This window comes from Bifidobacterium subtile, assembly GCF_000741775.1.
GTDB classification, from domain to species: Bacteria; Actinomycetota; Actinomycetes; order Actinomycetales; family Bifidobacteriaceae; genus Bifidobacterium; species Bifidobacterium subtile.
Genome location: NZ_JGZR01000016.1, coordinates 102193 through 126529, shown reverse-complemented (window position 1 = coordinate 126529; position 24337 = coordinate 102193). Strand labels below are relative to the sequence as shown.

18 protein-coding genes are annotated in these 24337 nt (G+C 60.3%); 14 read left to right on the top strand and 4 right to left on the bottom strand.

Annotation, left to right across the window (positions count from 1 at the left end):
- Positions 1 to 68: 68 nt before the first annotated feature.
- On the top strand, positions 69 to 947 hold the full coding sequence (locus BISU_RS10295) for a sensor histidine kinase (protein ID WP_034533096.1): 879 nt from the start codon (positions 69 to 71) through the stop codon (positions 945 to 947).
- Between the two features lie 288 nt (positions 948 to 1235).
- Here the strand turns inward: BISU_RS10295 and BISU_RS10290 are convergent, their stop codons facing one another.
- Entirely contained in the window at positions 1236 to 1454 is a 219-nt protein-coding gene (locus BISU_RS10290; RefSeq protein ID WP_024463845.1) for a hypothetical protein, read from the bottom strand.
- Between the two features lie 142 nt (positions 1455 to 1596).
- On the opposite strand from BISU_RS10290, the gene BISU_RS10285 reads away from it, so the two are divergent.
- The 13 genes from BISU_RS10285 to BISU_RS10220 all read left to right on the top strand — a co-directional run bounded on the left by BISU_RS10285 (position 1597) and on the right by BISU_RS10220 (position 18616).
- Positions 1597 to 2307, top strand: coding sequence for a rhomboid family intramembrane serine protease (locus BISU_RS10285; RefSeq protein WP_024463846.1), 711 nt, complete (start codon positions 1597 to 1599; stop codon positions 2305 to 2307).
- 248 nt (positions 2308 to 2555) lie between these two features.
- Positions 2556 to 3905: a class I SAM-dependent methyltransferase gene (locus tag BISU_RS10280; RefSeq protein ID WP_033503099.1), complete on the top strand. Its 1350-nt coding sequence runs from the start codon at positions 2556 to 2558 to the stop codon at positions 3903 to 3905.
- A gap of 139 nt (positions 3906 to 4044) precedes the next feature.
- Entirely contained in the window at positions 4045 to 6927 is a 2883-nt protein-coding gene (locus tag BISU_RS13270; protein ID WP_024463848.1) for an alpha/beta fold hydrolase, read from the top strand.
- A gap of 411 nt (positions 6928 to 7338) precedes the next feature.
- A complete protein-coding gene (locus tag BISU_RS10265) occupies positions 7339 to 8478 on the top strand; it encodes an iron-siderophore ABC transporter substrate-binding protein (RefSeq protein WP_161787747.1) in 1140 nt (379 codons plus the stop codon).
- A gap of 91 nt (positions 8479 to 8569) precedes the next feature.
- Entirely contained in the window at positions 8570 to 9703 is a 1134-nt protein-coding gene (locus BISU_RS10260) for a FecCD family ABC transporter permease (protein WP_226839110.1), read from the top strand.
- Positions 9704 to 9705: 2 nt separating this feature from the next.
- On the top strand, positions 9706 to 10860 hold the full coding sequence (locus BISU_RS10255) for a FecCD family ABC transporter permease (RefSeq protein WP_024463851.1): 1155 nt from the start codon (positions 9706 to 9708) through the stop codon (positions 10858 to 10860).
- The gene (locus tag BISU_RS10250; protein WP_024463852.1) at positions 10860 to 11867 is read left to right on the top strand and encodes an ABC transporter ATP-binding protein; all 1008 of its coding nucleotides are present in this window, start codon (positions 10860 to 10862) and stop codon (positions 11865 to 11867) included. The genes BISU_RS10255 and BISU_RS10250 overlap by 1 nt, the downstream gene beginning before the upstream one ends.
- Entirely contained in the window at positions 11864 to 12922 is a 1059-nt protein-coding gene (locus BISU_RS10245) for a siderophore-interacting protein (protein WP_081672737.1), read from the top strand. The genes BISU_RS10250 and BISU_RS10245 overlap by 4 nt, the downstream gene beginning before the upstream one ends.
- Positions 12923 to 13041: 119 nt before the next feature.
- Complete coding sequence (locus BISU_RS10240; RefSeq protein ID WP_024463854.1) at positions 13042 to 14136, top strand: alpha/beta fold hydrolase; 1095 nt, start codon at positions 13042 to 13044, stop codon at positions 14134 to 14136.
- A complete protein-coding gene (locus tag BISU_RS12250; RefSeq protein ID WP_226839198.1) occupies positions 14108 to 14449 on the top strand; it encodes an ABC transporter permease in 342 nt (113 codons plus the stop codon). Before BISU_RS10240 ends, BISU_RS12250 begins: the two co-directional genes overlap by 29 nt.
- A 426-nt stretch (positions 14450 to 14875) precedes the next feature.
- Complete coding sequence (locus BISU_RS10230; protein ID WP_024463856.1) at positions 14876 to 16090, top strand: MalY/PatB family protein; 1215 nt, start codon at positions 14876 to 14878, stop codon at positions 16088 to 16090.
- A gap of 375 nt (positions 16091 to 16465) precedes the next feature.
- The gene (locus BISU_RS10225; RefSeq protein WP_024463857.1) at positions 16466 to 18001 is read left to right on the top strand and encodes a bifunctional phosphopantothenoylcysteine decarboxylase/phosphopantothenate synthase; all 1536 of its coding nucleotides are present in this window, start codon (positions 16466 to 16468) and stop codon (positions 17999 to 18001) included.
- 309 nt (positions 18002 to 18310) lie between these two features.
- On the top strand, positions 18311 to 18616 hold the full coding sequence (locus tag BISU_RS10220; protein WP_033503100.1) for a hypothetical protein: 306 nt from the start codon (positions 18311 to 18313) through the stop codon (positions 18614 to 18616).
- A gap of 95 nt (positions 18617 to 18711) precedes the next feature.
- On the opposite strand, the gene BISU_RS12670 is transcribed toward BISU_RS10220, so the two are convergent.
- The 3 genes from BISU_RS12670 to BISU_RS10205 all read right to left on the bottom strand — a co-directional run bounded on the left by BISU_RS12670 (position 18712) and on the right by BISU_RS10205 (position 24213).
- Positions 18712 to 19062 carry a hypothetical protein gene (locus tag BISU_RS12670; protein ID WP_152599215.1) on the bottom strand — a complete coding sequence of 117 codons (351 nt, stop codon included), beginning with the start codon at positions 19060 to 19062 and terminating at the stop codon, positions 18712 to 18714.
- Positions 19063 to 19981: 919 nt separating this feature from the next.
- Complete coding sequence (locus tag BISU_RS11760; protein ID WP_051246148.1) at positions 19982 to 23599, bottom strand: carboxypeptidase regulatory-like domain-containing protein; 3618 nt, start codon at positions 23597 to 23599, stop codon at positions 19982 to 19984.
- Between the two features lie 2 nt (positions 23600 to 23601).
- Entirely contained in the window at positions 23602 to 24213 is a 612-nt protein-coding gene (locus BISU_RS10205) for a hypothetical protein (RefSeq protein ID WP_024463861.1), read from the bottom strand.
- Positions 24214 to 24337 lie beyond the last annotated feature (124 nt).

The window sequence follows — 24337 nt, the reverse complement described above, 5'->3', positions numbered from 1 at the left end:
AACGACGGCAGCGCGAGTGCCGGCGCCAGCAGAGGCGTGACGCGGACAGGTGGGTTTTCCGCCGTAGCGTGCGCGGAATCGACAGTGAGACGGGCGCAGTGATGTATGCCGCAGACGACCGCCGCAGCGAAGTCTCTCAAGAGCGCATGGACCGCATCGCCTCGGCGATTCTGCTTGGCATTCTCGCGCTGCCGTTGATTGCCGGGCTGGTGATGGTGATATTCGGCGACCCATGGTATTCGTTGCAATTCACGCTGATTATGGTGCTGTACAGCGTGCTGCTCGTGCTCATGCCTGCCAAACCGGTGCCGGTTTATGTGCTGCTCTGCGTGCTCAACGCGGTAAGCATAGGTCATACCGACGTGCCGGCCACCCTTAACTGGGGGCTGATGGATTCCGGATTCGCCTACCGTTTCGTCGGGTTCACCGTTCCCGCAGCTGGGGCGGTGTATGCGCTGGCCGCGCTCGCATGGCGGCGCAGAACGGCAACGGCCGTAATCTGCGTTGGCGTGATCGCCCTCGCTGGGGCGAATCAGTCTTTCCCCTTCGTGTCTCTCGTGCGAGGCGTCTTGACATATACGCCGCGAGGAGCCGCCATCCGGTTTGCGCTCGCTTCGGAAAACCTCGTGCCCTACATCGTGGCTATCGCAGTCGGCTATGGGCTGCGGCGATGGCAGGAATGGGAGGCGCGGCGCGAGCAGCTTCGGCGCGATGCCGCGCTGCAGGCCGAGCGGCTGCGGTTGCTGCACAGCCTGCACGATTCGGTGGCTGGCTCGCTGTCGTATGCGGTGCTGCAATGCCGCAACACTGCGTATGGACTGCCGCAGGACGATCCGCAGCGGGCGCGGCTTGTCGGTCTCGAACATCATCTCGAAGCGATTCTGGTGACGCTGCGCCGCGAAGTCATCGAACCAGCCAAGCAAGTGCTTGACGAGGAGCGCGCATGACGCATCCTGGCATTGGAACCTTGATATTGGAATTAGCGGTGCTTTTGGCCCATGCCACGAATTTCTGCGGCGGCAATGGCATCGCAAGTGTGTGAGCCAAGCCGTTTTCCACGAGCATCACGGACTGCAGCAAGCACGCAGAAGACCCCCGTATCGGCGCAAATAACGCAATTACTGCAATCGTTGCAAGGGCAAGCAATCTGCAGATATTAACGTAACGTGCGATACGGGGGTCTTCGCTAACGGTATGGAAGCCGGAAATCAGCAGCCGGAATCCATCAGTCCGAATCAGTCCGTGGCAGCCTCAGCGGCCTCGTCCTCCTCGGGCTCCTCATTGTCTTTGGCGAGTCCCAGATCGACCGGCGAAGAGCTGTTTTCCCAAGGCTCCTCCCACGGATCGTAATCCGGGTTCTGCTGCTTGTAGATGTACAGTCCGACGACTGCAGCGAGCGCCGCTCCGAAGAGCAGCGCGAAGAACTTCCAACCGTTAGAAGACTTATTCTCCATGACGGCTCCTTTCCCGATCGCATCGGCTTGCTCGTCCAAACCGATTCCTCTTCCCATCATAGGGGTTTGTTTGTGACGATTGAGTGGAAGGTTGCGCAACAACGTCGATATGTCGGTTTTGACCGCCCGGTACAGTGGAGCAATGGCTAACTTGAGCATGCGCAGCATCCGCTACGACTGGCATCACGGCGGACCCGTCGTCACGCAGGCGATCATCGCTCTTTGCGCAGCCGCGTGGGTGCTTGAGGTCGTGCTCAGGTATCTTTCTCCTGCGCTATATGTGAACGTGGTGGGCGGCGGCCTGTATGCGCCGTATCTCGCCATATCGCACCCGTGGAGCTGGCTGACCTCGCTGTTCCTGCACGCGCAGAACCCCATGCATGTGGGCTTCAACATGCTGGCGCTGTGGTCGGTCGGCCCGACCTTGGAGCGATTGATGGGGCATTGGCATTATCTGGCCTTGTATCTGATCTCGGGCTTGGGCGGGGCCGCGGGCCTGTCGCTCTGGGCCTGGCTGCGTTCGGATTGGTCGGTGAGCGCGTATGGCGCTTCCGGGGCGCTGTTCGGCCTGTTCGCCGCGCTGCTGATCGTGTACCGCCGCATGGGCATCGAGCTGCGTTCGATGCTGATCTGGATGGCGATCAACTTCGCCATGCCGCTGGTCATTCCCAATGTCGCGTGGCAGTCGCATGTCGGCGGATTCGTCGTCGGCGGGCTGCTCGCCGCGCTGCTGGTGTCGCGTGTGCCCGGCCTGCAGCATGCGTCGATGCACACTCGCATGTGGGTGTATGGCGGTGCGATAGCGGCAGTTTTGGCCGTGATCATCGTCGTATGCGCACGTGGCGCGGTGTGAGCAGTGCTGGTGAATGGCTCGCAAATAACACGCATGTAGTTTTCCACATCGGTGGACAACATTGTGGATAACATGGGTATTACTGGGGCATAACATGTGGAAAAGTCGTCCAGTTATCCACTGCACTAACTAGAAAGCTTGGTTTTCCAACGATTCTGTCATTGTGGACAATGTGCATAAGCGAATGTGGATAACTCATGCTGGTGCGGTACTGCTTTTTCCAATAACTGGGCCGTTAGAATAGCCGTGTGCACACATCATCCCGGACTTTGGCTTTCATACGCGACCATCGCGAGCGTCGCGACGAGGATGTGCGCGACTTGGCGCTGCACTCGCATGATCCGCGGATCGATATGCCGTGGGCGCTGGACCAGATAGCCGGGTGGCGGATGGCGAAGACCAAACTGCCGCAATGGGCGACATGCGAGGGCATCGTCTATCCTCCGCATTTGGCATTGGAACAGTGCTCGTCGCAGATCACGGCCGAGTACAAAGCGCGTTTGCTGCAGCGGCTGATTAACGGACCGAGCGGGGCTGGCGGCTCTGCAGGGAACGATAAAGCCCCCGACGTACTGGTCGACTTGACTGGGGGATTCGGAGTCGACTGCTCGTACATGGCGCGGGTGTTCGATAGCGCCGTATATGTGGAGCGGCAGGAGGGTCTATGCGAGATCGCCGAGCATAACTTCGCCGCGCTCGGACTGGCGGACCGCATTCGCGTCGTGCACGACGATGCGGAACGCTACCTGGCTCAGATGAAGCCGGTGTCGGCTGTTTTCATCGATCCTGCTCGGCGCGACGCGCATGGCGCTCGCACGTATGCCATCGCCGACTGCACGCCTGACGTGCTGACGATGCAGGGCGAACTGCTGCGCAAGGCCGCATTCGTGGTGGTCAAGCTTTCGCCGATGCTCGACTGGCGCAAAGCCGTCGAAGATTTCGGCGGCACGGTGCGCGAAGTGCATATCGTCGCGGCGGGCAACGAATGCAAGGAGCTGTTGCTCGTGCTGTCGCAAGTCCGGCAATCAGGGGAGCGGCTGCAAATCGTATGCGTGAATGACGATCAGCGATTCGCCTACGTTGCGCAGGGCGGTGGTGCAGGCGGCTGCGGCTATGCGGTGGATAACGTGGATGGCAATGCTGTGGACAACAATGCTGTGGATGGCAATACTGTGGACAACAACGCGGAATCGTTGGCTGTGGAAAATGAACGACAGAAGGAAGCGGACAGCGCGTGGCAGTTCCTGTATGAGCCCAATGCCGCGCTTATGAAGGCTGGATGCTTCGCGCTGATCGAACGTCGATTCGGCGTGCGTCAGATTGCGCCGAACAGCCATCTGTTCGTGACGGAGGAACCTGTCGCCGATTTTCCTGGCCGCCGGTTCCGCATCGTCTCGACCATGACGATGAGCAAGCGCGCGCTCAAAGTCGGCTTGGCGGGCCTTAAGCAGGCGAACATCACCGTGCGCAACTTCCCGCTCGCCGTCTCCCAGCTGCGCAAACGACTCAAGCTGCGCGACGGCGGCGACGCGTATCTCTTCGCGACGACCGACAGCAGCGGAGCGCACATCATCATTCGTGCTGAAAAGGCCGGCTGACGTGATTCGGCCGGTGCGGGGCCGGTTCCGGGCGCGATGGAACGCCGGCGCGGATGCGAGAGAGCTGCATCGGCCCGCAGGAAACTGCGCAAATCCCACGGGCTGTCTTTTTGGGCAACGGGGCACTAGCCTGTAGAACATGAGTGTTTCACAAGCGATACGAGAATTTCCCCGGCTCAAGGCCCGCACCCTGCGCTTCACCTGCGGCGCTCCCAGGTCGGCGAAGGCGATCGGCGATGGCGCACGTGCGCTGTTCCTGCGTTCCGATGGCCCCGAAGACCTCGTGACCGCGTTGTGGATGAGCGCAATCGGCTCCGATGGCAGCTATCGCGAATTGCTGCTGGCCGACCCGCGCGAACTGTTGGCCGACGCGGAAGGCGAAGACGTGCCGCCCGAGGAATTGGCTCGTCGCGAACGTGCGCGCGAAGGCGGGCGGGGCATCGTGTCGTATTCGGCTGATGCGGTCGGCAATCGCGTGGTTTTCACCATCGACGGCAGGCTGTTCCTCACCGAAATCGACCCGGATGGCCAAAACGCGAGGACGCGTCAGCTGGGCGCTGGCGATCTGACCGAGGAGCATCCCGAGTATGCGCCTGTGCTCAACCCGCGTATTTCGCCTGATGGTCGGCATGTGCTGTACACCACGGGCAAACATCTGGTGATCATCGATATCGCCGATTGGGATGATGCGGATGAGGCTGACGATGTTGGCGATGCCGACAAGATGTATGCCGCTGATCGCGGCGGTGCGGCGGGTGCCGCAGGCAATCTCGACGTCGATGGCGGGCGAGGCGGTGCTGAGGAGTCTGCCGGCGCTGCTGAGTTTTCCGCAGCCGGTGAATCCGATGATGCTGCTCATGCCGCCGACGCCGACGCGGACGCATCCGACGATGCGGGCGCGGCTGACTACGCTGCGAATATGGCGGCGATCAGCCATGCCCATGCGGCGTATTCCCATGTTCATCGCTGCGGCGAGGAGGAGGACGAAGACGCTCTTTCGACGGGTGATCATGTCGCCGCGCTGTGGGGGGTCGGCGATGACGAAGAGGACGATACCTGGCGCATCGGTCTGGCCGAATTCGTTGCCGGAGAGGAGATGGACCGTTATGACGGCTTCTGGTGGTCGCCCGATTCGGACGGCATCATCTTCGAGACCTTCGACAGCGCGCCCGAACCGGTGTGGCATATCAGCGACCCCGCCGACCCCGAGATTCCGGCAACTCCCCGGCGCTACCCGCGTGCGCTGACGCGCAATGCCGACGTGTATCTGACGCTGGCCGGACTCAGCTTCGACGGGCGCGGCCATTCCTGCGGCTTGGATGCGCGGCGCATCGCCTGGGACCGCAAGGCTTACGAATACGTGGCGGCGGTGCGCTGGACGGCTGGCCAGCGCCCGCTGCTGCTGGTGCAGAACCGGCGGCAGAACCGCGATCAGGTGCTCGCGGTGGAGCCTACCGGCATGACGAGCGTGCTTGAGGAGCATGCCAACGAGCAGTGGCTCGACCTGATTCCCGGCACGCCGGCCTACACGCCGGACGGGCGGCTGCTGTGCGCGTCGAATGACATGGCAGCCGACACCAATCGGCTTACCATCGACGGCGTGGCCTTCACCCCGGCCGGATGGCAGGTGCGCGAAGTGCTCGACGTGCGTGACGAGAACGTGCTGGCGGTCGTGCAGCGCACGCCGGAGCTGGATGAGCTGCATGCGGTGCACGAGCTTGCGGCGGAGGGCGCTTCGGCTGGTTCGGTTGGAATGCTTGACTCGGCTGGTTCGGACGGTTCGGCTGCGTCGCTGGGCTCGGTCAACTCTGCGGTTTCACCCGTTTTATCCGGTTCGGCTGATTCGGACGTATCTCTCGCCGGGCCCGCCGATGCATGGCGCGAGTCGCTTGCTGAGCATGACGCCCGCAGTTTCGATGTGATCGCCTTCGATTATGACGGCAGGGCAACCCCTTTCACTGGCGAACCCGGCGTGTACACGGCATCGCGCTCGGGGCGCGGGCTGGTCGTCACCGGGCGCTCGATGCATGGTCCCTATGCGACGATGACGCATATCGTCACGCAGACAGCGGCGGATGATACCGGTGCGCTCGGCGGTAAGACTGCCGCTGCGCTATCCGCAGCAACTCAGGCAACAGCCAAAACCACAGGCAAGGCATCACCGGCCGCATCCGTCGCGAAGAGCTTCCGCGCCGCAATCGAGAACCATGCCGCGGCTCCCGGTTTTACGCCGAACACCACGTTTGCGAGGCTCGGCGAACACCGGCTGTTCACAGCCATCACGCGGCCGAGCGCCGAAAGCCCGTACGCGCATGCCGACAAGCTGCCGGTGCTCCTGAAGCCGTATGGCGGGCCGGGCTTCCAACAGGTCGTGTTCAGCGAGTCATATTACTGGGAATCGCAGTGGTGGGCCGATCAGGGCTTCCTCGTTGTCACCTCCGATGGGCGCGGCACCACTGGTCGCGGCCCGCGCTGGGATCGCGAGATCTTCGAGAACATGAAGGAAATCTCGCTCGCCGATCAGATCGAAACGGTGCAGGCGCTCGCCGACGCTGAGCCGCAGGCCGATCTCGACAAGGTCGCGATGATCGGCTGGTCGTACGGCGGCTATCTCTCCGCGCTCGCCGTGCTGGACGCGCCCGATGTGGTGCATGCCGCCTGCGCCGGTGCGCCGCCGACCGACTGGACGCTGTACGACACGCACTACACCGAGCGCTATCTCGGCCTCGATCCGGCGGTGTACGAGCGCAACAGCATCATCGCGGACGCGCCGAAGCTGCGCCGCCCGCTCATGCTCATCCACGGCTTCGCCGACGACAACGTGACCATCGCCCACTCCCTGCGCCTCTCGCAGGCATTGATGGCCGCCGGCCGCCCGCACACCTATCTGCCGTTGACAGGCATCACGCATATGACCAACGACGAGACGGTCGCCGAAAACCTGCTCACCCTGCAGCGCGACTTCCTCTACAACGCGTTGGGCATGAACGCCCGCTCGGCGCGCCTGTCCGAGGGCTGCTGAAGCCCGGGGCCGTTGAGGCTTATTTGCATGGCGGGAGCATGAGGAAACTGCAGTAGGGGAAATTGCATATCCTCGTCTTTTCGCCACGCAAAGCACGATGCTGACGTGAGGAAAGTGCAAGTTGCCGGGGTTTCTCGTGTTTTCATCACGCCGATCAGCCTATTGGCGTGATGAAAACACGAGGAGCATCTCGAACCATCCATCACCCTTGCAGTTATGCAAATGGTTGGCTTTTACCACAGTATGAGCGATATTACAAGTCTGTTGCTGGCGGCATTTCATTGATATGTTGTAGCCGACTCCGTTCGTTGCGCGGATGCGCTGCGCGGACGCGAAACCAACGCGAATCGCGAATCCGGCGTGCGCATCGTGAATGACAGCGAAGCTGACCATGCTATGACAAGGAATACTATGACAAGAAATACCATGCAATCACTGGTGTCAGCCACATCGCATACCTCGCACGCCCCATTGATGGCAGGCGCTCGGCGCCGAGTGCTGCGCTTCGCCGCAGCCGCAGTGGCCGCATGCTCGCTGGTCGCGCTGGCCTCATGCTCAGGCGCGTCCAACGATGCCAGCGGCGCCGGCGATTCCAATGCTTCCGCCTCGGCGAACGATTCCGCCAACTCCGGGGCATTCCCGGTAAGCATCAAACACGCCTATGGCACCACGACGATTGCCACGCAGCCCAAGCGCGTGGCCACGGTCGGCTGGGGCAGCTTCGACAATCTCATCGCCTTGGGCGTCGTGCCGGTGAGCATCCAGAAGAACACGTATGGCAAAACCGTCGACGGCGGCTTCCTGCCGTGGACCAAAGACGCGCTGGACAAGATGGGCGTGAGCCAATCCGACATGCCGCAGCTGCATGACGAATCGGATGACATCGACGTGGAGGCAATCGCCGAATCCAAGCCGGATCTGATCATCGGACTGCAGTCGGGCATGACCAAGGAACAGTATGAGACGCTGAGCAAAATCGCGCCGACCATCGCTTACCAGAAGGTCGCATGGGGCGACCCGTGGCGCAGCATGATCACCACCACCGCCAAGGCGATCGGCAAGGAGGCGCAAGGCAAGAAGCTTATCGCCGACTTGGCGCATCAGCTCACGAGCGCCGCCGCGCAATATCCTGATCTCAAGGGCAAAACCGGCGCGGTCATGTATTTCGACGCGTCCAAGCTCTCCAATTTCAGCATCTACACGACCACCGATGTGCGGCCGCAGCTCCTCAACGACCTCGGGCTCGCCACCCCAGACTCGATCAAGAAAGCCTCGGCAGGAACCGACTCCTTCTATAAGGACGTTTCCGCAGAGCATGCCGACGATTACAAGGACGTCGACATCATCGTCACCTACGGCACGCCCGGCCTGCTTGCTGCCATGCAGAAGGATCCGCTGCTCTCCAAGATCCCAGCGGTCAAACGCGGCTCGGTGGTCGTGATCGACAGCACCACGGAGATGGCCAACGCGCTCGACCCGTCCGCGCTCTCGATTCCCGCGACCACCAAGGAATACGTCAGACTGCTCGGCGAAGCCGCGGCGAAAGTCTGATCGGCGGCTGAAGCGGACGTAGCCCAGACGAACGAAAACATGGTGTGATTGAAAACAGCGGTGATCGAGCAATACAGTGAACGGCAGCACAGTGAATGATGAACCGGTGAACGCTGACGCGGTGAAAGCCAGCGCAGTGCAAACAGGCGCGTCGGCGACCGACGCGGCGGGCGCAGCCGCGCCTGCTTCACGCAATCGGGCAAACGCCGCAAAAGCGCATGAACGCGAGCGCCGCCGTGGTCGCGGCGCGGCCATGGTTGCGCTGCTGCTCATGGCCATCGCGTTCGCGTGCGTCCTTTCGATCGTGTTCGGCTCGCGCAATGTCAGCGCTGGCGACATTGTCCGCGCGATTGCCACGTCGTCGAATGATATCTCCGCTGCCGCCATCCGGCTGCGAATCCCGCGCACCGTGCTTGGCATACTGGTGGGGGCCAGCCTGGCCGTCGCCGGGGCGCTGATGCAGGGCGTGGCGCGCAATCCGCTGGCCGACCCCTCCATTCTGGGACTCAACACGGGCGCCGCCTTCGCCATCGTCTGCTCGATCGCGTTCGTTGGACTGTCCACGCCGATCCAATACGTGTGGGTGGCGCTGCTCGGCAGCAGCGCGACTGCAGCGGCCGTGTGGGCAGTGGGATCAATGGGCAGGTCCGGGCCGACCCCGCTCAAGCTGACGCTGGCCGGCGCGGTGCTCAGTGCGGTGCTCAGTTCGCTGACCGCCGCGATTCTGCTGCCGCGCGTCGATGTGATCTCCACGTATCGCTATTGGCAGGTCGGCGGGCTTTCCGGGGCCAGATTCAATCTGATGCTGCCGATCGTGCCGTTGCTGCTGGCCGGATTCGTCATTGCTTTCCTTTCCGCGCGGTCGCTGAACACGATCGCGTTGGGCGACGAACTCGCCGTAGGGCTTGGGCTCAAGACCCGCGCCACGCGCGTGACGATCTGGGTGGGCGCGGTGCTGCTGTGTGCCGGCGCCACCTCGCTGGCCGGTCCCATCGGCTTCGTCGGACTGGTCGTGCCCCATGCGGCCCGGCTGATCGTCGGATCGGATTACCGGCGCATCATGGCGGCCAGCGCCCTGATGGGACCGTTGCTGTTGCTGGTCGCGGATGTCGTCGGCAGAATCATCACACGTCCGGCCGATGTGGAGGTCGGCATCGTCACCGCGCTGATCGGCGCCCCGGTGTTCGTGACGCTGGTCCGCCGGCGCACGATGGCTCAGGTATAGCGATGAACGCGGAACGGGATTATATGCATATCTCTGGCATGGTCAGCGAGACCTCTAGTGCAGCGGATTATTATAGCGCATCCGGTGCATCCGGCAACGGTGCGACCGGCCTTCGGCAGCCGCCGCAAGAATCGGATATCGCGCTGAATCTGCGGTGGCTGCGCCGCAAGGCCTCGTTGCGCTCGCTGGCGATTTCGATTGCGCTTGCGGCGCTGCTGTTCGTCTTGTTCTTCGCCGATCTGATTTTCGGGCATCAGATATATGCGGTGGGCGATGTCTTGGCGGTTATCGCTGGCCGTGATGTTCCCGGCATGAGTTTCGTGATCGGCGAGCTGCGACTTCCCCGGGTGATCGTCGGTGCGCTGTGCGGCATCGCCTTCGGCATGGCCGGGGCGAGTTTTCAGCATATGCTGCGCAATGTGATGGCGAGTCCGGACATCATCGGCATCACCGCCGGAGCGAATACCACGGCCGTATTCGGCATCATCGTACTGGGCGCTTCCGGCGTGCCGCTTTCGCTGCTTGCGGTGGCGGGCGGGCTGGCGACTGCGGCGCTGGTCGCTTGGCTCGCCTGGAATGGCGCTTTTGCGCCGAACCGGCTGATTCTGATGGGCATCGGCGTGGCTGCAGCCCTGAACGCAGTCAGCTCGTGGATGCTCATCCGCGGCGACCAATGGGATATCCAGGCTGCTTCGCGTTGGCTGACCGGCAGCCTGGCCTCGGCGCAATGGCCGGGAATCCCGCCGCTGCTGACGACTGTGCTCGCGTGCGGCGCGGCGCTGCTCCTGCTCAACCGGCGGGTGGATGTGCTGCGTTTCGGCAGTGATGTCGCCACGGGCCTAGGGGTGCGCGTGAACCCGACCCAAGGCGCGGTGATTATCGTGGCGGTGCTGCTGCTATCGGTGGCCACGGCCGCCAGCGGCCCGATATCCTTCATTTCATTTCTCGCCGGGCCCATCGCCGCCCAATGCGTCGGCCCGCGCAAACCCGCCATCGCGCAGGCTGGCCTCATTGGAGCCTGCGTGGTGCTCGCTTCGGATATCGTCGCTCAGCACGTGCCGCCGACGCAGCTGCCAGTCGGCGTGATCACCAGCATCATCGGCGGCCCGGTGCTGGTGATCCTGATGATCCGCATGACCCGCAGACAGGAGTTCTGATGAGCATAATCAGCGCCAACGGACACCATGCCGGTGGAGGCAATGGCTACGAGCACAGCCATCCCGGCCACACGTTCAGCGCGCAGCGGCTCGAGCTGGCGTATGAGGGGCATACGGTAGTCCATGATTTCGATCTCGACATCCCCGCGCATCAGGTGGGCGCGATCATCGGCCCGAACGGCTGCGGGAAATCCACGCTGCTCAAGGCGCTTGCGCGCCTGCTCAAGCCGAAGAGCGGTTCCGTGCTGCTGGACGGCAAGCCGATCAGCGCTCTGCCCACCAAGCAGGTCGCGACAATCGTCGGGCTGCTGCCCCAAACGCCTACCGCTCCCGAGGGCATCACCGTCGCCGACCTGATCGCCCGGGGACGCTACCCCTACCACGGCCTTGCCGCAGGCTGGACCCATGAGGACGAGCGGGCGATGGCCCACGCGCTCGCCGTGACCGGGTTGGCCAGCAAAGCCGATCGGGCCATCGACGAGCTCTCGGGAGGCCAGCGCCAACGCGCGTGGATCGCCCTGACGCTGGCTCAGGAAACCGACATCCTGCTGCTGGACGAGCCGACCACGTATCTGGATGTCGCCTACCAGCTCGAAGTCCTTGATCTGCTTGGCGATCTCAATCAGCAGGAGGGCGTCACCGTTGTCATGGTGCTGCATGACCTGAATATGGCGGCGCGCTATGCGGACTGGATTCTGGCCATGAAGGACGGCCGCAAAGCCGCATTCGGCACGCCGCAGGAGGTCATCACGCGCACGTTGGTCCGCGACGTCTTCGCCGTGGATGCCGACGTGAGCATCGACCCGGCGACGGGAGCCCCATTCATGTCGCCCGATTCCAGCCACAGCCTGCGCGAGCGCCGGCGTTGCCAGCTGGGCAATGGCGTGGCCGGCGTTGGCGTGGCAGGCGTTGGCGTGGCGACAGAGAGTGCTGCAGCAGATATTGCTGCTTCGCGCACGTATCCGGCGCAATCACAGCTATCGCAAATCGAAGGACGGGAACAATGACAATGGATGCCAATGCTGGCGCGACGGTTGACGAACCTGCGTTCCGCCCCTATCTGGTTCACGTCTCGCGCGTGCAGCGGCTCTCCCCGCATTTCATGCGCATCACCTTCGCAGGCGATGATCTGGCCGGCTTCGGTACTGACGGCTACGACCAGCGCATCAAACTGCTGCTGCCGCTGCCTGATGGCACTTGGCCCGATCCGCTGCTCTTCGAGCGCGATTCCATCAGCCGCGGCGCATGGTACGAGCAGTGGCGGGCATTGCCGGCCGGGCGTCAATACACGATTCGGACGTATACGATTCGCAAGGCGCAACCAGAACGTGGTGAGGTCGTCGTCGATTTCGTGATCCATGAAGGAGCCGGCCCGGCTGGCGCATTCGCGGCGCGTGCGAAACCGGGAGACGAAGCAGGAATCGTCGGCCCGAACGCACGGTCGGCGGATTCGGCGATCGGCATCGATTTTCACCCCGGCCAAGCCACGCGGTTGCTGCTGGCGGCCGATGAGACTGCGGTGCCGGCGGTGGGAGCAATCCTGGAATCGCTGCAACGCGATCATTGGCATGGCGTCGCCGACGTCGTCATCGAAGTGCCCGAAGCCGCTGACGCTCTTGACCTGCCGGACATCCCCGGCGTGCACGTCGACTGGCTGGCAAGGGACGGCGGGGTTCGCGCAGCGGCGTTGCTGCAACGTGTCCGGGACATCGCCGAGCGTTTGGATCAGGCGGGCGACGGCGGGGCGGCCAATGATAGCGTGGCCAATGCCATAGCGGCGGTCGATGAGGGCAAGACCGGCATGCCGCATGAGCGGTTGACGGATGGATCCGCCGGCGGTGACGATTCTGCTGAAAATGAGCTTTTGCCAAAAGTCGATATCGATCGGGAGCTGTTATGGGAGGTTCCTGAGCCGTCGGGCATGACCGGCTTCTACGCTTGGGTGGCCGGCGAGGCGGCCGGCGTACGAGATATCCGTCGGCTGCTGGTGCGCGAGCATCATATCGATCGCCGGCAGGTCGCCTTCATGGGCTATTGGCGCCAAGGGCGCTCGGAATTGTGATATCGTCCTTCGCCGGCCCGCAACGACCGGAGACATGCATGCTCAAGTCGGCCATGCGAAGGCGTGTACCGCGCGTCGATGCAACGGCTTTTGCGCACCTTGGCGATTAGGATGAAGGCATGCAGATGCCGCTGATCGATGAAACGAACTATGCGGGCGAGATGCGGGACACAGTGTTGCCCGCGCTGGCCCGATGCTGCGACGAGGGCTGGATGGAGCCGGCCGAAGCCGCTGACCTCCAGCCGGCGCCTTCGCCGGGCAAGCTGCATTACCGGTGCTACGATGCGACGAAATTCGCCGCGCTGAACATCGACGGCGTCGTGGCGCGGCTGCGTGGCACTGTGGTCGTCTCGCACGGTTTCACGGAATTCGCCACGCGATACAGCGAAATGATCTGGTATTTCCTGTGTCAGGGCTACTCGGTGTGCGTGCTCGAGCATCGCGGGCATGGTTACTCGCCGCGTGACATCAACGATCCCGCGCTGGTGTGGATCGATGATTATCGTCGTTATGCCGCCGATCTGGCGCAGTTCACGCAAACTGTGGGCAGGGAATACGCCGGCGATCGCCCGCTTGGCCTGTTCTCCCATTCCATGGGAGGTGGCATCGGGGCCATCGCGATGGAGCGCCATCCGTCGCTGTTCGACAAGGCGGTGCTTTCCAGCCCGATGCTCGCTCCGCAGACGGGCATGGCTATGTGGCTGACTGGTCCGCTGATGGCAGTGGCATGCGGCGTAGGGCTAGGGAAGCATGTGGCACTCGGGCATGGCAGCTTCCCCGTGGAATTCAATATGCAAGGCGAGGAAGACGCCAGCGAGGCACGGATGCGGTGGTGCTACGACCAGCGCCTCGCCGACAAGCATTACTACACCTATTCGCCCACATACGGGTGGGTGCGCGAGGCGGTGAAGCTCTCGCGCGAGGCGCTTAAGCCCTCGTCGTGCGAGCGGCTCGAAACCCCGACGCTGCTCTGCCAGGCCGGCAAGGACATCTGGGTGCTCAACGAGGCGGAGAACCGTTTCGCCAGGCAGGTCGCGGATGCGGGAGGCGACCTGCGCCTAGTGCGTTTCGACGACTCGGTGCACAGCATTTTCACCATGCCCAATCGGGTGCTTGCTCCGTATCTCGATACGCTGTTCGACTTCCTCGACGACTCGGCAGACGGTTTGGCATTTGCCGATCTCGGTGCGGTGGATACGGCGGAACGGCCCTAGCGATCTGCGGTGTGGCGGCCGATGGCAGGTCTTCCGCCGCGTCAAAGTGCCTAACGCGCTGCCATATATATTCTCCGGACTCAAAACAGACATGCTGCTCGCGCTTGTCGGCGCAATCGTCGGCGAGTTCATCGGAGCCAAAACCGGCCTTGGCGCTCGCATCCTGCTCTACAATTACCAGTTCAACATCGCCGGATCCTACGCGGTCATCATCGTGCTCGCCGTGATGGGCCTCATTCTGACCGGGCTTATCGCGTTTGCTCAGTCGCGCGTCGTCTTCTGGACCCGGCATCGCTCTGATGGCGTGAAATAAATAAGAGGCTGACGACCTGGCACGCTGGGTTGTGCTGGGTCGCGATAGAGGGCGCCGCGTCACGGTGGCTGAGCTGGCTGAGCTGGCCCGTGCAGGCTTCGAGCGCGGAGTCGTCTGCGCGGAACTCCCGGATTGTGCGCGGCGACGGTGATGATGATGGCGACACTGGCGATGAATCAACTGCGTAACGTACCTCGTATAATCTCCACTATGTTCGACCGCAAGGCCGCAGTGCCCGCAGGCGACTTTGGTTCCTGTCCCCAGTACAGTGGGTGGCGTGATTCGCAGGCAGACGATGACAGCGGATGCTGGCAGCAGCGCGCGGCGCGAAGAGAGCGGCAGCGGTACGAGGGCAGGGACGCAGGCGGGAAACGGCGCAATAGCCGTAAGGCAGAAGCCAATAAGAGTAAGGACTGGAAAACAGGCATGACATACGATTTCACTTCGATCATCGATCGTCACGGCAAGGATGCGCTCGCGGTGGATGGCTTGGGCGGGGCGCATTGGGGCATCGCGCCTGACGCGCCGCAGGACGGTTTCGATGCGATTCCCATGTGGGTGGCGGATATGAATTTCGCTACGGTCCCCACGATTACGGACGCGATCATCACGCGGGCGCAGCACCCGGCCTTCGGCTATTTCGAGCCTACCGATGAGTATTTCAATGCGATCATCGACTGGCAGCGCACCCGCAACGGCGTTGAAGGGCTCACCAGCGAGGCCATCGGCTACGAGAACGGCGTGCTCGGCGGCGTGATTTCCACGCTGACCTCCTTCGCCGCGCCCGGCGACGCGGTGCTCCTGCACAGCCCGACCTACGTCGGCTTCACCGGCAGCATCGAATCGAATGGCTACCGCATCGTGCACAGCCCGCTGGTCCGGGATGAGCAGGGCGTGTGGCGCATGGACTTCGAGGACATGGATCGCAGGCTCAAGGAAAATCATATCCATGTGGCGGTGTTCTGCAGCCCGCACAACCCGTGTGGTCGCGTCTGGGAGCGTTGGGAGATCGAGCGGGCGATGGAGGTGTACCGGGCCAACGATTGCGTGGTGATCTCCGACGAAATCTGGTCCGATCTGACCTTGGGCGACCACAAGCATATCCCAACTCAATCGGTGAACGAGGATGCGCGAAACCGGACGGCGGCCTTCTACGCGCCAAGCAAGACCTTCAATCTGGCCGGACTCGTCGGCAGCTACCATATTATCTATAATCCGGCGCTGCGCGACCGCGTGGTGTCGAAGGGCGCGAAGTCGCACTATAACGAGATGAATGTGCTCTCGATGCATGCGTTGGTCGGCGCGTATTCGTCCGAGGGCCACGCATGGCTTGACGAGCTGCGCGCAGTGCTGGCGGACAATGTGGATTACGCCTGCGACTACATCGCCGAGCATTTCGCCGGGGTCGATGTGTTCAAGCCCGAAGGCACATACATGCTGCTGCTGGGTTGCACCAAGTGGTGCGCCGAACATGGCATGGATTTGGACGGCCTTCTTCACCGAGCATGGGATGTCGGCGTGGCTGTGCAGGACGGCCGCCAGTTCCACGCTCCCTGCGCGCTGCGAGTGAACCTCGCGCTGCCATTGAGCCTGGTGAAAGAGGCCATGTCGCGGCTGAGTCGCTACGTTTTCAACGCATGAATGAAGGTTGTGCTGAACAGTATCTGCGCCGGGCGGAAGTTGTACTGGGCGGCTGCTGTTGCTGAGTCGGAGGCGCGTCACAACCCCCGCATGGTGATGAAGTTTGTGCGAATGTTGTGATGTCGGCACTGCCGCGTTGCAGATGCATTGCCGACGGCAAACGTAGGCTGCTGCACGTTTGGCTCGCAGCGTGCTCGCTCCTGAGCCCAGCAGTCACGCGCCCCCTTGTTTCGCTGAGAACCGAGCGTAATCCGCGGGAGAGCGTGTGAGTATGCTTGCCGATATGGATGGTTCTGAGGGTTCTGACGACTCTGCTGGTTCTGCGCCAGTGCGATTGTTGCCGCGTATCAATCGCTCCGGCATCGTGCGCCGCATGTGCTGCTCGGCGTCACGGGGTCGATCGCGGCGTTCAAGGCGTGCCAGATCGCCTCCGACCTGACTAAAACCGGTTGCCGGGTTCGCGTCATCATGACCGATGCGGCGCGGCAGTTCGTCGGCACGGCGACATTCGACGCGCTGACCCATAGCGTGACGCGGACCGATATGTTCCCTGAAACCGAATACGCGCTCTCGATGGATGGCGACGGCACCGGCAATCATGATCTTGGCGTGGGCGTCAGTCATATCGAAGATGCCAAATGGGCTGATATCGCGGTCATCGCGCCGGCAACGGCGAACATCATCGCCAAACTGGCCGCAGGCTTGGCCGACGATTATCTGAGCACGACGATGCTTGCCGCCACCTGTCCGAAGCTGGTGTGCCCCGCGATGAATGTGCACATGTACGAGAACCCGGCAACGCAGCGCAACCTCGCCGTCTGCCGGCAGTTCGGGTATCGGTTGGTGGAGCCGGAGACGGGAATCCTGGCGTGCCAGGACGTCGGCAAGGGGCGGCTCGCCAATGTCGCGACCATCAAACGCGCGATTGTCGATATGCTGCAGGCGGCATTGCCGGTGCCGATGAGGGCGTCGGCGCAGACACCGTCGGGCTATGAGACGGCGGGTGAGTGCGGGCAGACATCATCGCGTGCCTGCGCACCCGAATTCGGCAGGGATGAGCAGGTAACGGGCATCGTGAGCAAGACAAATGCTGACGATACCGTGGGCGAGGCGACTACTGACGGCAACGGCAGGGGCAGTGGCAATGACCAGCAGCCGCTTGCTGGCCTGAACGCGCTGATCACCGCCGGTCCGACGCAGGAGCCGCTCGACCCGGTGCGCTACATCACCAACCATTCGACCGGCAAAATGGGGTATGCGCTCGCTCAGGCCGCCAAGGCATTGGGGGCAGCGGTCACGCTGGTATCCGGGCCAGTTGCACTGCCCGAGCCGACGGGCGTGAATGTGGTCCAGGTGCTCAGCGCCGAGGATATGTTCGAGGCTGTGCAGCGGCGTTTCGCGTCGGCGGATATCGCAGTCATGGCTGCTGCGGTCGGCGATTTCCAGCCCGAGCATGCGGATGCCGAGAAAATCAAGAAGCAGGGTCGCGCCGATCTGACAGTGCGGCTCGTGTCCAATCCGGACATTCTCGTGTGGCTGGGTGCGCATCAGCGCACTGACGGCTCGCAGGCGTTGTGCGGCTTCGCGATGGAGACCGAGGATCTGATTCATAATGCGGCCAAGAAGCTGCTCGCAAAGCGCTGCGACATGCTGGTTGCGAATGATCTGCGCGAACCCGGAGCAGGTTTCGCGACCGATACCAATGTCGTCACGATTCTGACTCCGGCAGGCAACGGTAAGGGTAGCAGCGGTGGTGAGAATAATGGCGGAGCTGATGATGATGGCGCCGACGACAACGGTGTGCTGAATCAGCAGGTGCATACCGAGCGTCTGCAGCAAATGCCGAAAACGCAGCTGGCAGTGGAGATTCTCCGGCGCCTGGCGGGCATTCGGCAGCGGGCAACGGTGTGAGCTGCGGACTGAAACAATCATACGATTTCATCGGTCCCGAAACCTAGGTTATACCAACACGTTTGGGCTATAACTCTCCCGAAAACGTAAAAAACCAACCGTAAACGTCCAAAAAAGGGCTCCCGGGAGACCCCGGAAACCTTGTCCGTGGTCCTCCGTAGGAGCTTCTCAAACCACTCCAAGGCTCTGGTCGCCTTGATTTCCCGGACTTTGCGCGGGAACAGGCCACTCGCCGCTCATCGCCGGCCGACTGTCCGGGCGGATGTTCGTGGTCCGGTGGCCGAAAATTCGTCTCAGTCTCAAACCCGTTTGAGCTTCCCGAATCGAGCTGAAGTGGTCGCCGACTATGAGAGAGGTGACGCGGTCAAGGACATCGCCGCGCGCTATGGCATCCACCGGGTCAGGGTCACCGAGATACTGGGCCGGGCCGAGGTGCCCACGAGGCGCTACGGTCTGCCCGAGCAGGTGCGCAAGGAAGCAGCCCGGCTTTACACGCAGGGCCTGGGCATCCGAGCCGTCGCGGATCGTCTCGGGATCAGCTATGAGGGAGCGCGCGCAGGCATTGTCGGCTGCGGCTCTGTGCTCAGACCGCCCGGACGCCAACCGAAACGGTAACGACCACACGATAGGAAAAAACCACTAGAGATGGTCTTCTCGTTGACTTCTAGACATGCACACTAGGTCTCAGGAGTTGTGACGCTAAGTGGGTTTCATCTTTTGGGAGAACACTCTTGCACACGATAATTAAGGAGGTTTGCAAGCCGTTGCTGATCTGACCTTTTAATAATTCCGCGTAGGCTCGCCGGTGCCAGTGGTGGTTTTTTATAAGTATCACCGAGTGTGGCGAGAAATTGTGTTTCGGTGAGTACCTTGTACGGGCGCGACAGCTGAGTTGCGTAGCAAGGTTTGATTGGACCTTTGGTCTTAGAGTCGCTGTAGAACGTCCGCAACTCTCGTGCTGTCTCTGCAAAGCCATAGACCGATACCGGGTCCTTCGCTTCGATCAGCCAGATGTTCGGATCCCCGTTGCGTCCACAGACAAGGTCGATCTCTGTCGTCACCTTTGGTACGCCCAGTCGAGTTTGGTCTCCGGGTTTTACGCGCGAGATTGTCTTGGACCCGGATTCTTGAGGTAAGTGCGGCTGTCCGATCCTCGTCAAAGGAATCCCACTGGGCTAGTGCGGCCAAAGTGGTGAACAGGTCGGAGGTTGATGCCCCGAACGAAGCCAGCATTGCTGGATCGACGTCGTCATCAAATTCGCTGGCGCTAACATCGTCATCACCAACTGTGAGTCCGAGACGCAGACTTGCCGCGTCAGTGTTGAAGGATTTCGCTTCCAAGATCCAGGAATCATCGGTCGCGTTTTCATCGTCTGTGAATGTGAGTTCGTATGCAGTACTGATCTCGATGGTCGCCGGAGCTACTCGTAGTGGAGTCGTTCATTCAACGTAGTCATGGTGCAATATGCCTCTGCTGCAGCTGGGAGAACACTCCAACTTCGTGTAGTGACAGACTGACGGGCACCCACTCTCCGGTACGAATCTCAACGTTGCCTCGACGTCGAGATCATCGCATTGCTGAAAGTCGAAAGTTTCACTGTCCAGTTTGGCCATGCTTGTCAACGGATCCCGTTTCGTGTTCAGGTTCTGAGCGACTCGGGTCAGGTTCCCCTGCTCTTCCTGGAGATGATCGTAGACCCGATTGAGTTGGTGCATCCCCAAGGTGACGATCTTGTCAGCATTGTGCAACTCAATTAGTTCGTTGAGCTCTTTGAGACCCGATCCACCTTATTCACAACAATCTGCGATTATCATCAGCACCCCTTCAATCTACTCCCCCTCAGTTTCCTCGCAGTTTTCTAAGACGCCTGTTCGCGGCACAATTTCCACAAGCGCCATAAAAACGCAGAGGGGGTGGACAACAGTCTTACAACGATGCCCACCCCATACTCCCATAGTTATTTGTAGGGTGTTGTCCCGTTACTTCTGCTGTGTCAATGGAGCACTGCGCAGATTTGAAGATGCCACATCCTGATTGACATAGTCAGCCACTTGCCCGTTGACGATGGAGAACACGCGCCAGATATTCTGATCGGACCAATCAGCAGGAATACCGTATGTCTTCACCAGCTTATCTCCTCGGTACAGGCGTACCTCCGCCCCGGATGTGTTCAGTGGAGCTTCCCCGGAATAGTTATGCACGTAATAGCTATAGGTACCGCTCGAAGCTACATCGAAGGTGAGCGTCTCCGGCCCGTAGCTGGTGGTGTCGTCCACATCCAGCCAGGCGATGAGATTGCCCTGCGAATCGTAGGCTTCCTTATCCTGGTAGTAGACGTGATATGGCGATTCACTGCCGTCGGTACCAATCAAATGAGAATCCTCGTCACGTGGATACTCGCCCCACGTCAACACTGCACGGTATTCGGTGGTCGACGCAGTTGGCTTAGTTAGCGAAATAGTGATGTGCTGATCTTTGGTGAGATCCACCTGCTTGGTCCAATCCACATAACCAGCCTTCGTGACCCTCACGTCATACTGGCCTTGTGGCAGTTCGATGGTGAAGTTTCCGGAATCATCTACCGGAGCAGTGTTCCCTATACCATCGTCACCAGTTACAGTAATGTCTGCATCGGTAAGAGGATCACCTGTTGAAGCATCACTAAGTGAACCGGTGAGTTGATATATACTGCCAGAGGAACCGCCGCCGGTACCTCCACCGGTACCTCCACCGATGCCACTGTTTGCGGGGCAAGTGCGATCAGACGATCGGGAAAGTCGGAGAAGGTGCTTCGTAACGGATACCTCATCTAGCGTCCAATCCTCTATAGTCATATCGATGACCGGTACCGTTACTGCGATTTTAGCGGCCACAGTTCCCACTCCGTCAAGGTCAAACTTCACGTTGTAGTTGTCTTGAGCCCCTGTGGAAACCTCTAGTGTCGCCACAACCTTGGCTCCAGCTTCCACCTGTGGACCAACCACATCGTAGAGAAGGGATTTTACGTCCGCGGTGATACCCGCTTCAGCAGTTAATTTTCCGGAGAGTTTCTCATCGTAGCCATCTGGCACACATGGGTCGCTTTTCTTTCCAGAATCATGATTCTCATCCACCGCCTGCCATGAACCGTTAAAGAATTCCACGCCCTTCTCGAATGATTTCTTGTATTCATAGGAATCTTCCAAGGAGAGTTCGCCACTTCCCTTTAAAGCAAAACTGAGCGACTCGTCAGTCTTGATGACGATCGGGATCGGCCCAATACTAAACGTTATCGCAGGAGTATGAAGCGATACGAAATCCTTTTTGACAAAGGTCTTTTCAACCTTGCCGAATACCGAGATAGAAGCCGATTCCTTCACTTTACCGTATATGGTCGAACGAAACTCTTTGAGTGTGGCGGAAGGTACGAACCAGTTCCATGTGACGTCTACCTTGAGCTTGAAACGGATACCAAGAGTTAACGAGTTCTCAACACTTATTGCCAAGCCACCCGTAAGTTTGGCCTTGTCCTTGGCCTCTTTATCCCCGTCACTTTTCTTCGAAAAGTCCGTTGCTTTATCAGCATCCTGATCACCTGAGTGTGGAGCATCCTCTCCGGGTAGGGTAACCTTGAACGAGCTCTTCACTCCAACTTCAGGTCCTTCGCCTTCGCTACTCGAAGCATCCTGTGACTGCGCTTTCAGACCAGAACGTGCCTGTGGCTGGGGATTGGGAGTCGAAGAATCAACCGGATCAGACAGATCAAGCTGGTCGACGGGAACGATCGACGCTGGCTGCTGATCGCCGTCTTCGACGACCACATCGGGATCCGTATTCTCATTGTTGACTAGCGTAGTGTCATTATTCAAAGCGGCCTGTGTATGGTCGATATTGGCCTGGGTAAACACTTCGGTCAATGTAGCCGGCTTGGTAGTCACTACCCATCCGGCATCGGTGTGGTCAATTGCCACAACCCTGCGGAGGAAACCTTCCGGCGCCTTATCCCCGACTCCAGCCACGATGACCTTGTTGAGGTCGAAGCTGGGCTGATTGGCAAAGGTCACACTGTTATCACTCACCCCGAGCACGGGGTTGTCGGGCGAGTTCGGGTCGACGACCACAGCATCGGGATTAATAACAGTATCGTCGGCGTCAGGAAGTGTCACCTGAGTGTTAATCGTCGCGTCAGTCTGTGCGCCGTCACGTGCAATGGCAACGGCCTTGTAGGTAACATTCTGGCTTTGCGGCGAAGCGACCGGAATCGACCACGCAGGACCGTTGGATGTATAGCTCACATCGGCAGTGCCGATTTTCGTGGAATTACCATAGACTTCAACCCTGTCGATAGAAGACTGGGAGGAAACTGTTCCCTTCAGCGTTATTCCACCGGTCTGTGCAATTTCAATGGAAGACCCATCCTGCGGCGAAGTAATAGCGAGCTTCACGGATCCCTTGTTACCCGGCTGACCAAGAATGTCACCCAGAGTAAGCACTTCGGTATCGACCGGATCGCCTCGCACACTGACAGCCGCTTGCGAAGCAGAAGATTCGACGACTTCAAGCTGTGGGGCTGCGCCGAGCTTTCTATCGACAAGAATACCCTGTGACCTGCCTGCTATGTCTTCGCCGACGTCGAGGAAAGTCCTAGAAGTACCGGCACTGCTGTCACTTTTGGTTGCACTCACGAGTGCGATGGAGAGCGCACGATCAGACGACCCTGGAACGGCAACCGATCCATCCTTGTCCGCCTTGGCACTGCCGTGCGACCAGTCAACGTCGTTGACGGGCACATAGCTGCCTGTGACATTCGCATGGTCCGTGTTCACAGCAGAACCGCTCACCCAGCCGCGCACTGTAAATGCTACGGTCCCCTCGGCAGACGACTGTAGCTGGACATCTCCTTCTTCGGCGTCAGGCACCACAATCGTGGATACCGTGGTGTGCCCTTGTGGCAGTTGCAGCTGCTGATCAGCCACAGTGACAGTACCACTCTTCGAAAGATTGATATCCGCGGTCACATAGGCAGCTCTCACATCAATGGTGGGAACACCACCAAGACCCGTGACACCAACTGACTGCTTGGCCCCCAGCCGCGTAGTCCCACGCGAAACGGGTTTTGAAACCACGTTGGTTGCGCCCGGAGTCTTGGAATCATTCTTGAATGTGGCAAGTACTTCCACTCGTGCGTTCACGGCAGCGGATGCCGAGATCTCGGCCTTGCCGCCAGAAATCGGCGCAAGTACCGTTGCAGACGCATCGCGGCCCGACGGCACAGCTAATGCCGCAGAGCCAGCAACGTTGAACACGATGTCTTTTTTTGGTGCAAATGCGCTGATACGTAACAAGGCCGAATCGTATCCATCGGTACCAGGGAGTGCGACCACACCCTTCGCATCCACAGGTACAGCACGAACGCCGATCTGAGATTCCACGGCCGGTACTCGCTTGGCAACAGCATACGAGACGCTCTTACCTACAGACGACACATCGGCCGCGTAGGCGTTGAGGGGAACTGCTGTGATGCCTGCGGCAGCGGCCAACGCAGAAGTCACTATGATGGCGGCAGTTTTCTTGAACCAAGGGAGGCGTTGCGCACCTTTAGATAATGAAGCGAACATACTCACTCCCCCTGCCTGGGAATGGCATGCGTAGCATGTCGACTACGCAAAACGACGATGCCGGTGCCACAAATGGCGGCAACGACCAGTAGGCCAGCTATTGCCGCGATGTTCACACCAGTGAGCCCCAACACTGCGTTAGTGCTTGCACCACTGTTATTGTCTGAAGCGTTGTCATTCTTCTCGTTGTCATTCTTCTTCACAGGAGGAACCGTGACATTCTGAGCGGATTTCGTCAGATGAGCCTTCCCAGAAGTCTGCGCGAGCACCACATCGTTCTTGTCCACGAAGGTAACCGCAACAAGCACGTCAACATCTTTCTTGGCTTTCAACGCCAAGTCTTTGCTACCTGGGTCCGAACTGACCACAGCAGTCACTCCCACCGGCGAATCTTTGAAGTCAAGGTTCGTTGAACCAAGCGTGCCATCAACACCATCCGACACCGAATCAGAGGATTCCACATCCACCCAAACCCGTGCCGTTTGAGCAGGTGCCACAAGTTGGTCAGTATAATCGTCTGCATGAGCCGGGAAAACCGCATATCCCAGCAGGATCGTGCAGGCTGCAATGATACAGGCAACCCCGAATATCGTCCGTTTCAGACCAAGTTGCATAATGCTTCCCCTTCTCATCCATCACCCTATGAGCACAAAAATTATACGGCAATCGCGCAGATAGTAAATTAATAATTAACCAATATAGACATGAATTCAATTTAGCTGCATCTTGGGACGATAG